Annotated in this window: 16 protein-coding genes; 7 read left to right on the forward strand and 9 right to left on the reverse strand. The window is 65.7% G+C overall.

Going from position 1 to position 14469, the window contains the following annotated elements:
- Position 1: 1 nt before the first annotated feature.
- On the forward strand, positions 2 to 784 hold the full coding sequence (locus CEX88_RS14870; RefSeq protein WP_094294044.1) for an SDR family oxidoreductase: 783 nt from the start codon (positions 2 to 4) through the stop codon (positions 782 to 784).
- Positions 781 to 1926: a sulfotransferase family protein gene (locus CEX88_RS14875; RefSeq protein ID WP_094294045.1), complete on the forward strand. Its 1146-nt coding sequence runs from the start codon at positions 781 to 783 to the stop codon at positions 1924 to 1926. Before CEX88_RS14870 ends, CEX88_RS14875 begins: the two co-directional genes overlap by 4 nt.
- A 13-nt stretch (positions 1927 to 1939) precedes the next feature.
- On the opposite strand, the gene CEX88_RS14880 is transcribed toward CEX88_RS14875, so the two are convergent.
- From CEX88_RS14880 to CEX88_RS14890, 3 genes are all read right to left on the reverse strand, one after another.
- Positions 1940 to 2524, reverse strand: coding sequence for a sensor domain-containing protein (locus CEX88_RS14880; RefSeq protein ID WP_338016228.1), 585 nt, complete (start codon positions 2522 to 2524; stop codon positions 1940 to 1942).
- Between the two features lie 96 nt (positions 2525 to 2620).
- Positions 2621 to 3145, reverse strand: a complete 525-nt coding sequence (locus tag CEX88_RS14885) for a hypothetical protein (RefSeq protein WP_420799221.1) — start codon at positions 3143 to 3145, stop codon at positions 2621 to 2623.
- Positions 3142 to 4308: a 3-ketosteroid-9-alpha-monooxygenase, oxygenase component gene (locus CEX88_RS14890; RefSeq protein WP_094294047.1), complete on the reverse strand. Its 1167-nt coding sequence runs from the start codon at positions 4306 to 4308 to the stop codon at positions 3142 to 3144. Before CEX88_RS14890 ends, CEX88_RS14885 begins: the two co-directional genes overlap by 4 nt.
- Positions 4309 to 4439: 131 nt before the next feature.
- On the opposite strand from CEX88_RS14890, the gene CEX88_RS14895 reads away from it, so the two are divergent.
- Complete coding sequence (locus CEX88_RS14895; protein ID WP_094294048.1) at positions 4440 to 4970, forward strand: gamma carbonic anhydrase family protein; 531 nt, start codon at positions 4440 to 4442, stop codon at positions 4968 to 4970.
- Positions 4971 to 4984: 14 nt separating this feature from the next.
- On the opposite strand, the gene CEX88_RS14900 is transcribed toward CEX88_RS14895, so the two are convergent.
- The gene (locus tag CEX88_RS14900) at positions 4985 to 5602 is read right to left on the reverse strand and encodes a hypothetical protein (protein WP_094294049.1); all 618 of its coding nucleotides are present in this window, start codon (positions 5600 to 5602) and stop codon (positions 4985 to 4987) included.
- A 141-nt stretch (positions 5603 to 5743) separates the two neighbouring features.
- Between CEX88_RS14900 and CEX88_RS14905 the strand changes: the two genes are divergently transcribed.
- Positions 5744 to 6736 carry an MOSC domain-containing protein gene (locus tag CEX88_RS14905; protein ID WP_202931504.1) on the forward strand — a complete coding sequence of 331 codons (993 nt, stop codon included), beginning with the start codon at positions 5744 to 5746 and terminating at the stop codon, positions 6734 to 6736.
- Here the strand turns inward: CEX88_RS14905 and CEX88_RS14910 are convergent.
- From CEX88_RS14910 to CEX88_RS14930, 5 genes are read right to left on the reverse strand one after another with little or no spacing between them, the layout of a single operon-like run.
- Positions 6733 to 7149, reverse strand: a complete 417-nt coding sequence (locus CEX88_RS14910; protein WP_094294050.1) for a nuclear transport factor 2 family protein — start codon at positions 7147 to 7149, stop codon at positions 6733 to 6735. The two genes, CEX88_RS14905 and CEX88_RS14910, sit on opposite strands and share 4 nt — an antisense overlap.
- Positions 7146 to 8024 (reverse strand): TIGR03619 family F420-dependent LLM class oxidoreductase, encoded by an 879-nt coding sequence (locus CEX88_RS14915; RefSeq protein WP_094294103.1) that lies wholly within the window; start codon positions 8022 to 8024, stop codon positions 7146 to 7148. Before CEX88_RS14915 ends, CEX88_RS14910 begins: the two co-directional genes overlap by 4 nt.
- A gap of 11 nt (positions 8025 to 8035) precedes the next feature.
- Positions 8036 to 9211 carry a thiolase domain-containing protein gene (locus CEX88_RS14920; RefSeq protein WP_094294051.1) on the reverse strand — a complete coding sequence of 392 codons (1176 nt, stop codon included), beginning with the start codon at positions 9209 to 9211 and terminating at the stop codon, positions 8036 to 8038.
- Positions 9208 to 10275, reverse strand: coding sequence for a thiolase domain-containing protein (locus CEX88_RS14925; RefSeq protein WP_094294052.1), 1068 nt, complete (start codon positions 10273 to 10275; stop codon positions 9208 to 9210). The genes CEX88_RS14920 and CEX88_RS14925 overlap by 4 nt, the downstream gene beginning before the upstream one ends.
- Positions 10276 to 10290: 15 nt before the next feature.
- Entirely contained in the window at positions 10291 to 11295 is a 1005-nt protein-coding gene (locus CEX88_RS14930; RefSeq protein WP_094294053.1) for a Zn-ribbon domain-containing OB-fold protein, read from the reverse strand.
- Positions 11296 to 11353: 58 nt separating this feature from the next.
- Between CEX88_RS14930 and CEX88_RS14935 the strand changes: the two genes are divergently transcribed.
- From CEX88_RS14935 to CEX88_RS14945, 3 genes are all read left to right on the forward strand, one after another.
- Positions 11354 to 12394 carry an LLM class F420-dependent oxidoreductase gene (locus CEX88_RS14935; RefSeq protein WP_094294054.1) on the forward strand — a complete coding sequence of 347 codons (1041 nt, stop codon included), beginning with the start codon at positions 11354 to 11356 and terminating at the stop codon, positions 12392 to 12394.
- A gap of 73 nt (positions 12395 to 12467) precedes the next feature.
- A complete protein-coding gene (locus tag CEX88_RS14940; protein ID WP_094294055.1) occupies positions 12468 to 13187 on the forward strand; it encodes an acetoacetate decarboxylase family protein in 720 nt (239 codons plus the stop codon).
- Positions 13184 to 14392: a cytochrome P450 gene (locus tag CEX88_RS14945; RefSeq protein ID WP_094294056.1), complete on the forward strand. Its 1209-nt coding sequence runs from the start codon at positions 13184 to 13186 to the stop codon at positions 14390 to 14392. The genes CEX88_RS14940 and CEX88_RS14945 overlap by 4 nt, the downstream gene beginning before the upstream one ends.
- Positions 14393 to 14469: the final 77 nt, after the last annotated feature.

The following is a 14469-nucleotide window of genomic DNA, read 5'->3' on the forward strand; positions in this document are numbered from 1 at the left end:
CATGGCCGGGATGCTCGATGGAAAAGTCGTCGTCATCAGCGGCGTCGGACCCGCGCTGGGCACGACGCTCGCGCGCCGGTGCGCCCAGGAGGGCGCCGACCTCGTGCTGGCCGCCCGCACGGTCGAACGGCTGGAGGACGTCGCCAAACAGGTGACCGACCTGGGCAGGCGGGCGCTGTCGGTGGGCACCGACATCACCGACGACGCGCAGGTGAACAATCTCGTCGACGAGACGATGAAGGCGTACGGCAAGGTCGACGTGCTCATCAACAACGCGTTTCGGGTGCCGTCGATGAAACCGTTGGCCAACACCACTTTCGAGCACATGCGTGATGCGATCGAGTTGACCGTCTTCGGTGCTCTGCGGCTGATTCAGGGGTTCACCCCTGCGCTGGCGGCATCCAACGGATCCGTCGTCAACGTGAACTCCATGGTGGTTCGTCACTCGCAGGCCAAGTACGGCGCCTACAAGATGGCCAAGTCGGCGCTGCTGGCGATGTCGCAGTCGTTGGCCACTGAACTCGGCGAGCAGGGTATCCGCGTGAATTCCATTCTGCCGGGCTATATCTGGGGCGGGACGTTGGAGAGCTACTTCAACCATCAGGCCGGCAAGTACGGCACCACCGTCGACGAGATCTACAAGGCGACCGCGGCCGCATCCGATCTCAAACGGCTGCCCACCGAGGACGAGGTGGCCTCGGCGATCCTGTTCATGGCCAGCGACCTGTCGAGCGGAATCACCGGCCAGGCACTGGATGTCAACTGTGGGGAGTACAAGGCGTGAGCCCACGCACGGACGTCGGTACGGTCGCCGACCTGCACGCTTCGGCGACCAAGGCCTGCGGCCTCGACGATTTCGGCAGCGACGACGACAACTACCGCGAAGCACTCGGGGTGTTGCTCGAGTCCTACCGTCGCGACGCGGATCTCACCGAGTTCGGCAGCAAGATGCAACGCTTCTTCGTGCGCAACGCGCTGGTCGCCCGGCTCGTATCCGAAGCGGCGTGGAAGCAGCACCCGCAGCACGCCGACGTCGCGATCGAGAAGCCGATCTTCGTGACGGGTCTGCCCCGCACCGGCACCACAGCCATTCACCGACTCTTGGCCGCCGACCCCCGCCACCAGGGTCTGGAACTGTGGCTGGCGGAATATCCCCAGCCTCGGCCGCCGCGCGAAACGTGGCCCGACAACCCGGTTTTCGCCCAACTCGACGCCCAGTTCAGCAAGGCCCACGCGGAGAACCCGGACTACACCGGCCTGCATTACATGACCGCCGACGAGGTCGAGGAATGCTGGCAGTTGCTCCGCCAGTCGCTGCATTCGGTGTCCTACGAGACGCTGGCCCACATCCCGACATACTCACAGTGGCTGGCCAAACAGGACTGGGCGAAGCCCTATCAGCGGCACCGCAAGAACCTTCAGTTGATCGGTCTGAACGAACCCGAGAAGCGGTGGGTCCTGAAGAACCCGAGCCACCTGTTCGCGCTCGACGCGCTGTTCAAGACGTATCCGGACGCGCTGGTCATCCAGTGTCACCGGCCGCCGGAGACGATCATGGCCTCGATGTGCTCGCTGGCCCAACACACCACCGAGGGCTGGTCCACCACGTTCGTCGGGGAGACGATCGGACGCGATTCGCTGGAGACCTGGTCGCGGGGCCTGGAATTGTTCAACGCCGAACGGGCCAAACACGATCCGGCCCAGTTCTACGATCTCGACTACTTCGAGCTGATCAAGGATCCCGTCGGCGCTGTGGCCGACATCTACCGTGCGTTCGGAATCGAGTTCACCGACGCCGCGCGTGACGCGGCGACCGCGACTCACGAAGAGAGCAAGAAGGGCCCACGGGCGCCCAAGCACACCTACTCGCTGGCCGATTACGGCTTGACCGACGACGAGGTCAAGGAGCGCTTCAAGGGGCTGTGACTTCGCGCCCGGCTCAAGCGGCGGTGTTGGCCAACTTCTCGATCCGCTCGAGCGCGGCCTCGGCCAGGGAACGCACGTCGTAGCCGTTGGCGGGCCCGCAAGTCGAGATCTCGATCGCGGCGTTGTACGCGGCGACTAGTGCGCTGTCGCAAGCCCAGTCGTCACCCTTGAACGACCACAGCAGAATCTCAGGTGAACCGGAATCGACTGGCGGCAGAAGCTCGAAGAGATACTCGCGTTCGGCCATGCTGGTCACTCGGAAGGTCATGCCCTGACAGGAGTCGATCGTGCGGTTCGCCTGCGCGAGCGCGCCTTTGGCGTCGAAATCGGCGCGGTAGACGCCGACCATCTCCTCGACGTACACGTCCAGACCGCCGTGGATCGTCATCCAGTGCCCGCCGTCGTACGCCGCAGGATCGTGATCGACGATGAACGGCGGATCCACCTCACGCGCCACGCCCGCGCAGCCATCGGGGTCGACGGATACGAACAGGTTGCCGTCGCCCTTGGTGACGTCGGGGCTCAGCAGGTCGCCGACCTGTCCGGCGGTGATAGGGGCGACCGGCGGTTCGGCTGTCGGCTGCGGGCTGTCAACCACCCGCGTGCAGCCCGCAGCGGTCAATGCGAACAGACAGAATGTGACCGCAACGCAGCGCATATCAGAGCACTTTACGACTGCTCGTGTTGAGGAAAGCTAGCCGTCGCCGGGGGAGGGGGCCGACGAAATCTCCTCCAGGCACCCTTCGGCCACAGCGTGTTTGATGCTGTCGGCCAGCCGGGGACAGGTTTTCTCGCGGGCTGGCTCGCCACCGGACTCGCGGATTTCGGTGAAGTACGCACAGCGTTGCGAGGCCCCGGTGTTCCACTGCACTGACGTGTGAGCCGGCCCCAACTTCTTGACGTCCACCGAGACGTGGCAGAAGCGGCAGTCGACGGACACCAGGCCCGACCTCAGATACCGTTCTCGGTCCCGCTGGGTGGCCTCCCGCAGTGCCGCCGCACGCTCGGCGCCGAAAGACGGTGCCTTCGAAGTGATTGCGGGCGCCGAACCGCCGTGACCGTGGCCGTGGTCGTCGTCGTCATGCGCACCGTGCAGCAGCAGCATCGCCCGGGCCAGCCGGTCGACAATCTGGCCGGAGTCGGCGGGGCCGACAATCTGGCCGGAGTCGGCGGGGCCGACAATCTGGCCGGAGTCGGGGGCTTCGTCGCGCGGGCTCATGACGAGGTCTGCTCGGCTCTTTCCTTCTCGTCCTTCTCTTCGGCCTGGCGCTTGAGGTTCTCCTCGACCTCGACATGCCACTTCTCGTTGGCCGCCGTGGTGTCGACCTCGATCTCGAAGCGGTCGGTCATGTCCGGGGTGACGTCGGCTACGTCGACGTAGAACTGCTGATACCACCGACGCATCTGGTACACCGCACCGTCCTCCTCGACGAGGAGCGGATTGTCGATGCGGGTCTTGTGCTTCCAGATCTCCACGTCCTGAAGGAAGCCCTTGCTGACACCCTCGGTGAACGTGTTGGCCAGCTTCTCGGTCATCTTCTCGTCCAGGCCCTTGGGCTTCTCGACGATGACGCCCCACTGCAACATGAACGAGTTCTGCGTGACGGGGTAGTGGCAGTTGATCAGGATCGACTCGGCCTTGTATCCGCCGTAGTTGTTGTGCAGCCAGTTGATCATGAACGACGGGCCGAAATACGACGCCTCCGAGTCGAGGTGCGCCTCACCGTAGGTGGTGCCCATGTCGTTGATGTCGGGCCGGCCCACGTTGTGCAGATACTGCGACGCGATATGACCTTCGAACACGTTCTTGAAGTACGTCGGCAAGCCGTAGTGGATGTAGAAGAAGTGCGCCATGTCGGTGACGTTGTCGATGATCTCCCGGCAGTTGGCGTTCTCGATCAGGATCGAGTTCCACTTCCAGTCGGTCCACTCGTCGCTCTCGACCTCCGGGATGTCGGGGATCCGGACCTCGGGCTGGGGCGGATTGCCCTCGTGGTCGTGCCACACGAACAGGAGCCCGCCGCGAACGTCGGTCTCCCAAGCCCGAGTGCGGGCCAGCCGCGGTGTGCGCTTGGCGTAGGGCACCAGCTTGCACTTGCCGTCCCCGCCCCAGCGCCAGTCGTGGAACGGGCAGGCCACCTCGTCGCCCTTGATCGTGCCCTGGGAGAGGTTTCCGCCCATGTGGCGGCAGTAGCCGTCGAGCACCTTCACATCGCCGTGTGAATCGGCGAAGACCACCAGCATGGTGCCGAAGATCTCGATGCCGTGCGGCTTGCCGTCCAGGTAGTCCTTCACCGGGCCGAGGCAGTGCCAACCCCGGGCGTACCGGTCGGGCAGGGCGCCGGTGTCGATCTCACGAATTCCCGCGCTGTTAGTAGTCACGGTGGGCCTCCCGGTTCTGTGTCTCTAACTAGAACACGTTACAGTTTTGTCCGCTCCACACGCAATCTCTGCAGGTAATCCGCCCCCTTATGAAGCGCTCATTGCGACTCAACTAGGGGTATAACCAAACGATGCCGTTGTACTCCTTCGAGGGGCGCGCACCGACGATCGATCCGGACGCGTTCATCGCGCCGACGGCCACACTTGTCGGTGACGTGCACGTCGAGGCGGGCGCCTCGGTGTGGTTCAACGCGGTGCTGCGGGCCGACTTCGCTCCGATCGTGGTCCGCGAGGGCGCCAACGTGCAGGACTGCTGCATCCTGCACGCGCCACCCGGCATCCCGGTGGACATCGGCCCCGGCGCCACGGTCGCCCACGCGTGCGTCGTGCACGGTGCCCATATCGGCGCGGAGGCGGTGCTCGCCAATCACTGCACGGTGCTCGACGGCGCGGTCATCGGCGCGCGCACGATGATCGCGGCGCACTCGCTCGTCGTCGGCGGCACGAAAATCCCCGACGAGGTGCTGGTGACCGGCGCGCCGGCGAAGGTGCGCGGCCCGATCGCGGGAACCGGCGCCGAGATGTGGGTCAACACCAATCCGGGCGCCTACCAGGAGCTGGCTCGCCGCTACTCGACGGGCCTGAAACTCGTCGAGGACTGAAGTGCGACGTACTGCTATTCCGGCAGGCCGGTGCGCAGGGCGATGTCCTGCATCTTGCCGATGTTGATCACGAATTCGTCGGTGGTGGCATCGCCGAGCGCGCTCTGGAATTCCAGTCGCACCAGCGCCGGCCCCCGGGTGAACAGCAGCAACGTCACCGCCTTGCTGTCGTCGAGAGACTCGCCGATGGCGATGGTGCCGTCGGTGCCGACCGGCGCCGGCCGCGGCGTCGCGTCGGCGACCACTTGGTTGAGCTGGGGTATGGCCTCACGCAGCGTCTTGGTCGCGGTTTCGGCGTCCGGGTAGATCGCGACCGTGTCGGCGATCGCACGGGTGTCGTCCTGGTTGACGAACAGCGCGCTCGCCCCGGGTAGACCGCCAGGGGCCGGGTTCGTCGACTGGACGGTGAAGGTGTCCTCGTCGTCGCTGAGATCGGACGGCTGTAGCAGCAGGCGGCTGTAGTCGACGGTCGTGTCCGGCTTGTCGGTGCCGCTGGTCGTGGTGGCGGCAGGCGTCGGAGAGTCGGCTGGTGACGTGGTCGAGCTCGTGGTGCCCGCGTCCGGACCTGTGGCAACCGCGTCGCAGCCGACGGCGGCGGCGCAGATCAGCGCCGCCGTGGCGGCGGCAGACATCGACTTCAGACGGGTAATACGGCGGTTTTCAGGCAATGCGATCGGACTTCGTTCTCCAGAGTTGGGTCAGAGATCAATAACTCAACGTACCGACCTGACCATCGACGCTGGTTACGGTGCTGCGGGCGGTACGGTGGCGCCATGACCATCGGCCAAGTTGCCCAACTGTGGCGCCACCCGGTCAAGTCGCTGGGCGGGGTCAAGGTGGACGAGACCCACATCGGTCCGCGCGGAGTGCTCGGCGACCGGCTGTGGGCGGTTCGTGACCTCGAACGCGACATCACGGCTTCGGCGCGACGCATTCCGCTGCTGCTGACCGCAACGGCGCGCTACGTCGACCCGCTGCCACCGGACGCGGGCCCGGGGAATGTACCCGAGGTCGAGATCACCTTCCCTGACGGCACTGTTCTGTCGAGCCGCGACCCCGCGGTGCACACCAAGCTCTCCGAACTGGTGGACCGCGAAGTCAAGCTGACCGCGCTGCCGCCCGCCGAGGACACCAGCCTGCACCGCATGCGGCTGCACAACCGGAAGGACGCCGTGGCCTCGGCCCAGTTGCGCGCCGACTTCGGGGTCACCGAGGGCGAGAAGCTTCCCGACCTGGCGAAGTTCCCGATGGGTGAACTGTTGAAGCTCGGCCGCTATTCGACGCCGCCCGGCATGTTCGTCGATCTCGCTCCGGTGCACATCATGACCGCCACCAGCGTGGCCGCCATCGCTGACGAGATCGGTGACGACGTCGACGTGCGGCGGTTCCGGCCCAATGTGCTGATAACGCTCGATGACCCGGAAGGGGACCTCCCCGAATCGAACTGGGTGGGCGCTAAGACCAGAGTCGGTGATGTCGGCCTCGAGGTCATCTCGCAGACCGTTCGCTGCGTCGTGCCCAGCCGAGCGCAGCCGGGACTCGAGGTGGACCGCAGGATCACCCGCGCTGTGGCCGGCCGCGCCCAGCGGTGCCTCGGCGTCTACTGCACAGTCCCGCGGCCCGGCATGGTGCGGGTGGGCGACGACGTCGACATCCGAACGGCCTCCGCGTCACGTCCGAGGAAGCTGCTCGACGACGCCACGATGAGCGCCAAGCGCTTCACCCTCGGCCTGGCCACCGCGGCCGCCGACCGGATCTTCCGTTAGAGCTTGCGCGCGCTGGCGGTCGCGCGGTCCAGCTCCCAATAGGCGCGCAGTGCAACGAGTTTGCCCGCGTCGTCGACGCGGTAGGTGAACACGCCCTCGGCCGTCACCTCGTAGCCCGCGGACTGGATCACGATACGGCCGACGTTGGCTTCCTCGTTGCCGCACTGAAACGTCTCGACGAAGTCGAAACGCAACTCGCTGGGCGCGATCGCCTTGTCGTAGAACGCGGCGATGGCTTCCTTGCCGCGATGGCCTTTGCCCTCCGGGTCGAAATGCGACGGCCCGATCGGATCTTCGACGACGGCGTCCTCGGCGAAGTTGTCCAGCCATGCCTGCTTGTCGTGGGCGATCGCCGCCACGCGGGATCGCTTGCCCGCCAGGTGGACCGGTGCGTCGGGGTTGGTGACGGTCACTGCTGCCAGCCCGAGTGGATGTAGGTGTCGGCGAAGCGCTTCATCGAATCCTGTTTGTCCTTGAGCGGTGCGTCGAAGCCCAATCCTTCGAACACCCAGGGCATCACGATGTTGTCGGTGACGCCGGATTCGGCGAGTTCACGGTGGCCGTCGACGCCGAACTTGTCGATGCACACCGCTTGAAACTCGAACGGTGCATCGGCGCGACCGTATTCGGCGAGCAGCGCCTTGAGCTTGGCGATCGTCTCGGCCAGCTGCTCACCGGTCATCATCGCGCTGGTCCACCCGTCGCCGACACGCGCCGCGCGCTTGAGCGCGACGTCGGTGTGGCCGCCGACGTAGAACGGGACCGCTTCGGTGGGCGCCGGACTCATCTGCAGCTTGTCGAAGTCGTAGAACTCGCCGTGGAACTCGACCATGCCGCCGGCCAGCACGAGTTTGATGACCTCGATCATCTCGTCGACCCGCTTGCCGCGCTTTGCGTATGGCTGGCCGCACCATTCGAACTCCTCAGGTGCCCAACCGATCCCGACACCGAACCCGAACCGGTTGTTCGTCAGGTTGGCCACCGAGCCGACCTGGCGCGCGAGCAGCAGCGGGTTGCGTGAGCCCAACTTCATCACGTTGGTGTAAAAGCGCAGCGTCGACGTCACCGCACCCATCGCACCGGCGGCGATCAGCGGGTCCACCCAGGGGGTGTTCTCGTCCCACATCCGCGAGCCGTCCGGGGTGTAGGGGTAGTCCGCCGATTGCTTCTCCATATAGAAGATGGAGTCCGGCAACGCGATCGAGGTGAAGCCAACCTCCTCGGCGGTCCTGGCGATGTCGACGAGCTGGTCGATCGGGCACATCGGTACCGCGCAGGTGTACTGCATCCGGGTCACGGTCACGCTGCCGGCTTGTCGCTGGAAACCACCCACATCGAGTAGTACTGCGATCCGCCGCCGTAGGCGTGGCCGAGCGCCTTGCGGGCGCCCTCGACCTGGTGCTCACCGGCCTTGCCCATCACCTGGATCGCCGCCTCGGCGAACCGGATCATGCCCGACGCGCCAATGGGATTGCTCGACAGCACACCGCCAGAGGCGTTGAGCGGGATGCGTCCGCCGATCGCGGTCTCCCCGGCCTCGGTCAGCTTCCAGCCCTCTCCCTCCGCTGCGAAGCCGAGGTTCTCGAGCCACATCGGCTCGAACCAGGAGAAAGGCACATAGATCTCGGCGACGTCGATCTCGTCGATCGGGCTCGTGATGCCCGCGGATTTCCACAACGCCTTGGCCGCGTCGCGGCCCGCTTGCGGGTTGACCTGATCGCGACCCGAGTACGCCAGTGGTTCGGTGCGAAGCGCGGTCGCGTGGATCCAGGCGACCGGGTTGCCGTCGGCCAGACGCTGGTCGGCGATTTCCTCGTTGCCGATCACCAGTGCGCAGGCACCGTCGGAGGACGGGCACGTCTCGTCGAATCGGATGGGGTCCCACAGCATCTGCGATGACATCACCTTCTCCAGCGTGATGTCGGGCTGATGCAGATGGGCCAACGGGTTCTTGGCGCCGTTGAGCCGGTCCTTGACCGCAACCATCGCACCGATGTGGTTGGGTGCCCCGGAGCGGCGGATGTAGGCGCGCACGTGTGGGGCGAAGTAACCGCCTGCGCCCGCGCCGACGGGTTTGGTGAACGGCACCGGAATGCTCAACGCCCACATGGCGTTCGACTCGGACTGCTTCTCCCACGCCATCGCCAGCACGCGCCGGTACTTCCCGGACTGCACGAGGCTGGCGGCCACCACCGCGGTCGAACCGCCCACCGAACCGGCGGTGTGCACGCGGATCAACGGCTTGTTCGTCGCACCGACGGCATCGGCCATGAACAGTTCGGGCATCATCACGCCCTCGAAGAAGTCGGGCGCCTTGCCGACCACCACCGCGTCGATATCGTCCATCGTCGCGCCCGCGTCGGACAGCGCCTTGTCGATGGCTTCGCGCACCAGGCCGTTCATCGACACGTCCTGGCGCTTGGCGACGTATTTCGTCTGTCCGGTGCCCAGTACCGCAGCCAGTTGCTTGCTCATGACCGTCCTTCCAGGACCGCGACCAGATTCTGTTGCAGCGCAGGCCCGCTCGTGGCATGCGCCAACACCCGCTGGGCCGATCCGTCGAAGATGTGCCGGGCCGCGAAGCCGATGCGCTCGAGGCCCGCGGAGAACATCGGGTTGGCGGACAAAGCTCCACCCGACGGGTTGACCTTCGCCGACGGGGGCAGCCCGATCGCCTCGGTGAGGATCAGGTGCTGGTGGCTGAACGGCGCGTAGATCTCGGCCACCTCGATGGATCCCGCGTCACCGCCGGTGGCTGCCTGTGCCGATGCCGCCGTCGACGGCGAGGTGGTCAGATCACGGGCGCCCAGTATCGGCGTCTCGATGCGATGTTCGATCCCGGTGATCCACGCGGGGTTCTCGCGGAGCTCACGTGCCCGGTCGCCGGCGGCGAGCACGATCGCCGACGCGCCGTCGGTGATCGGCGCGATGTCGTGGCGGCGCAACGGATCCGCGAAGTACGGACGTTCCAAGAGTTCATCGATCGATTTGGCCGGCTTCTCGCTGTCGGTGCGGCCGGCGGCCGTCATCGCGTCCAACGCCACCTGCGCCATCTGCTCGGCGGTCCACTTGCCGGCGTCCAGTCCGAACCGCGCCTGCAGGCCCGCCATCGACACCGCGTCCGGCCACAGCGGGGCCACGCTGTACGGGTCGGTCTGCAGCGCCAGCACCCGGCGCAGCACGCCGGCGCTCGACTTGCCGAAGCCGTACACCAGCGCGGTGTCCACCTCACCGGTGAGGATCTTGATGTAGGCCTCATACAGCGCCCACGCCGCGTCCATCTCGACGTGCGACTCGTTGATGGGCGGCACCGCACCGATCGAGTCGATCGCGGAGATGAACGAGAAAGCCCGGCCCGCAAGATAATCCGAAGAACCCGAGCACCAGAATCCGATATCGGTCTGTTTCAGGCCGAGCTCGTCGTAGAGCTGATGGAAGCACGGCATCAGCATCTCGACGCCATTGGTGGTCCCGTCGGTGCGCCGTACATGTGGTGCGTGCGCGAAGCCGACGACCGCTACCCCGTTGTCCGAAGTCATGAAGTGAAAGCCCCTTTACAGGTGGTGCTTGTAGGAGTCGTAGTCGGCGTCGGGCTCACCCGTCGGCCGGAAGTGGTCGATGTTGTCGATGCCCAGGCCCCACTCCTCGCGCGGTTTCCAGACCGCTTCCACGCGCATGCCCATCCGGACCTCGGACGCCTCGATCTCGGTCACCAAGTGCAGGAAGGGAATGTCGGCGCCGTCGAGCAGCACGTAGGCGGCGACGTAGGGCGGTTTGATGCGTTGCCCGGCGAACGGGATGTTGATCACCGCGAACGTGGTGACGGTGCCCTTGTCCGAGAGCTCGATGAACTCGTCGAGCGCGAGACCCGTTGCGGGGTCGGCCTCTCTGGGCGGGAAGTACACCTTGCCGGGCTTGCCGTCACGGCCCCGCTTCGAGCGCGCCCCGAGCAGCTTGCCCTCCTCGAGCGCCCGCAGGAATGTGCTCTCGGGCAGCGATGCGGTGTGCTGGATCTCGATCGACGACGGGGACACCTGCACCTTCACCGGGTCACGGTCGTCGGGCTGACCCTCCGGTTCCGCCTCGTCGCCGAGGGCGAAGTACGCGATGTCGGTGATGGCGCCGACCGGTTCGTCGACCCAGTGCGCGTGCACCCGCGCGCCGGTGCTGATCGCGTCGGACGACTCGGCGTCGACGGCGTGCAACAGCGGGGTGTCGGCGCCGTCGAGTTTGATCAGCGCCCATGCGAACGGCCGGTCGAGAGGCTGGCCCTCCAGCGGGGCCGGCTGCCAGGTCCACGAAACCACGGTCCCGACACCGGCCACCGGTACGATTTCCGTCAATCGCTCGTAGGTCACGGGATCGAACTCGGCAGGCGGCACGTGCACCCGCCCATCCGAACCGCGCACTCCGACGATGCGTCGCTCCCGCAGAGCGGTGAAGAACTGGGACAGGAGTGGTCCGACTGAACGGGTGTAGTCGAATGAGAGCTTCAGCGGCGCGGAAAGCGGCCGCTCATGCGGATCGATCTGCACCGGGCTGCTTTGGCTGGTGGTCACGGCATCGAGTAGAACAGGTTCTAACAATGGTTTCAAGACACCGTTATGAGGTCTGCGAATGAAGCTCGGACTGCAGTTGGGGTATTGGGGCGCGCAACCGCCCGAGAACCACGGCGAACTGGTCGCCGCCGCAGAGGAGGCCGGCTTCGACACGGTGTTCACCGCCGAAGCTTGGGGTTCGGACGCCTACACCCCGCTGGCGTGGTGGGGCCGCGAGACCAAGCGCATGCGGCTGGGCACGTCGGTCATCCAGTTGTCGGCGCGCACCCCGACCGCGTGCGCGATGGCGGCGCTGACGCTCGACCACCTCTCGGGCGGGCGACACATCCTCGGGCTCGGGGTGTCCGGACCCCAGGTCGTCGAGGGCTGGTACGGCCAGCGCTTCCCGAAGCCGCTGGCCCGCACCCGTGAGTACGTCGACATCCTGCGTCAGGTGTGGGCTCGCGAAGCCCCGGTGCGCAGCAAAGGCCCGCACTATCCGCTGCCGCTGACCGGTGAGGGCACGACGGGTCTTGGCAAGAACCTCAAACCGATCACGCATCCGCTGCGCGCCGACATCCCGGTGATGCTGGGCGCCGAAGGGCCGAAGAACGTCGCGCTGGCCGCGGAGATCTGCGATGGCTGGCTGCCTATCTTCTACTCGCCGCGCATCGCCGAGATGTACAACGAGTGGCTCGACGAGGGCTTTGCCCGCCCGGGTGCGCGCCGCAGCCGCGAGGACTTCGAGATCTGCGCGACGGCGCAGGTGGTCGTCACCGATGACCGCGCCGAGATCATGGAACTGATGAAGCCGCATCTGGCGCTGTACATGGGCGGCATGGGAGCCGAGGACACGAACTTCCACGCCGACGTCTACCGCCGGATGGGTTATGCGGAAGTCGTCGAGGACGTGACCAAGCTGTTCCGGAGTGGACAAAAGGACGGCAAAGAGCGAGCCGCCAAGATCATCCCCGACGAGTTGGTCGACGACTCGGCCATCGTCGGCGACCTCGGCTATGTGCAGGAGCAGATCAAGGCGTGGGAGGCCGCGGGCGTCACGATGATGGTCGTCGGCGCGCGTTCGCCCGAGCAGATTCGGGATCTCGCCGCGCTGGTTTAACCATTCGGCGTTCGTGCCCAGCTGAGTAGACACTTCCTTGCTAGTTGTCTACCCGGCGTTCTAGATTTACGCGATGACCCAGCACACCATCGCAGGCACGGTGCTCACCATGCCGGTGAAGATCCGCAAGGCGCATCAGCACATGGCGATGTTCTCGGTGGATGCCGACGCCGCCCAACAAATGATCGACTACAGCGGCCTGAAGGTCTGCCGGTTCCTGCCGGGCCGAGCGATCGCGGTGCTGATGCTGATGCGCTACGAGGACGGCGACCTCGGCCAGTACTACGAGTACGGCACCAACGTGATGGTGAACCCGCCGGGATCGGATGCGACGGGTCCGCGGGCTCTGCAGTCCGCGGGTGCGTTCATCCACCACCTGCCGGTCGATCAGGCGTTCACGCTGGAGGCGGGAACCAAGATCTGGGGTTATCCGAAGGTGATGTCGGAGTTCACGATTCGTGACGGGCACACCTACTCGTTCGACGTCACCATCGACGGTCAGTTCGCGGTCGGCATGGATTTCCGTCCCGGCCTACCGGTTCCGGGCAAGTTCACCGCCAAGCCGCAGGCTCACCCCACGTACTCCTCTCGCGACGGCGTGGTGCGCCGGACCGTCGGCGAGATGAAGCTGAGCGACGTGCGCTACCGGCCGGGCGGAGCCAGGGTCCGGCTCGGCGAACATCCCTATGCGAAGGAGCTGGCCTCGCTAGGCTTTCCCAAACGCGCTTTGTTCTCCGGTTCGGCTGGGAACGTGGAGATGTCGTTCGCGGATGCAGAGGAGCTTCGATCGTGACCGTTACGGCGCCGCAGACCAAACCCGATGTCGATCTGACCGACGGCGCCTTCTACGCCGGCGACTCGCGGTCGGTCTACAAGTGGATGCGCGAGAACGAGCCGGTCTTCCGCGACCGCAACGGATTGGCTGCTGCGGCAACGTATGCCGCCGTGATCGAGGCCGAGCGCAACCCCGAACTGTTCTCCAACGCCGGTGGCATCCGACCCGACCAACCGGGTGTCGAGATGATGATCGAGATGGACGATCCGCAGCATCTGCTGCGACGCAAGCTCGTCAACTCCGGCTTCACGCGTAAGCGGGTCAAGGACCTCGAGGGCTCGATCGAGAACCTGTGCGACACGCTGATCGACAACGTGTGTGAGCGCGGCGAGTGCGACTTTGTCTGGGACATCGCGGCGCCGCTGCCGATGGCCGTCATCGGCGACATGCTCGGGGTCCGTCCCGACGAGCGCGAGATGTTCCTCAAGTGGTCCGACGACCTGGTGGGTGCCCTCAGCAGCACCGCGGACCCGGAGGAATTCCAGGTCACCATGGACGCCTTCGCGGCCTACAGCGAATACATGATGGGCATGATCGCGGCCCGTAAGGAGACCCCGACCGACGATCTGGTGAGCGTGTTGGTGCACGCCGAGGTCGAGGGCAGCAAGCTCGAGGACCATCAGATCGTCACCGAGGTGCTGCTGCTGTTGATCGGCGGCGACGAGACCACTCGGCACACCCTGTCCGGCGGCACCCGACAGTTGCTGTTGCACCCCGATCAGCATCGGCGCCTCGCGGGCGATCTGTCGTTGCTGCCCAACGCGATCGAGGAGATGTTGCGCTGGACGGCGCCGGTGAAGAACATGGCGCGGACCATCACCGCCGACACCGAGTTCCACGGTACGGCCCTCAAAGAGGGCGAGAAGATGATCCTGCTGTTCGAGTCGGCCAACTTCGACGAGAAGGTTTTTGAGCGTCCTGAGTCTTTTGATATCGAGCGCTATCCGAACAACCACCTCGCGTTCGGCTTCGGCACGCACTTCTGCCTCGGTAACCAGCTCGCGCGACTCGAGCTGTCGATCATGCAGACCAAACTGCTGCAGCGACTGCCCGATCTGCGGCTGGCCTCCGGAGACGAGTTGCCGTTGCGCCCCGCCAATTTCGTGAGTGGTCTGGAGAAGATGCCGGTGGCGTTCACGCCGACGGCGAAAGTGCTCGGCTGACGGTCCTGCCCGGTCTGCCCGTCGGCCACCGATTGTGAAACGACCGACGGAAATCCGCGAAACAGCGACGCACGTTT

Source organism: Mycobacterium neumannii (genome assembly GCF_002245615.1).
Taxonomy (GTDB): Bacteria; Actinomycetota; Actinomycetes; order Mycobacteriales; family Mycobacteriaceae; genus Mycobacterium; species Mycobacterium neumannii_A.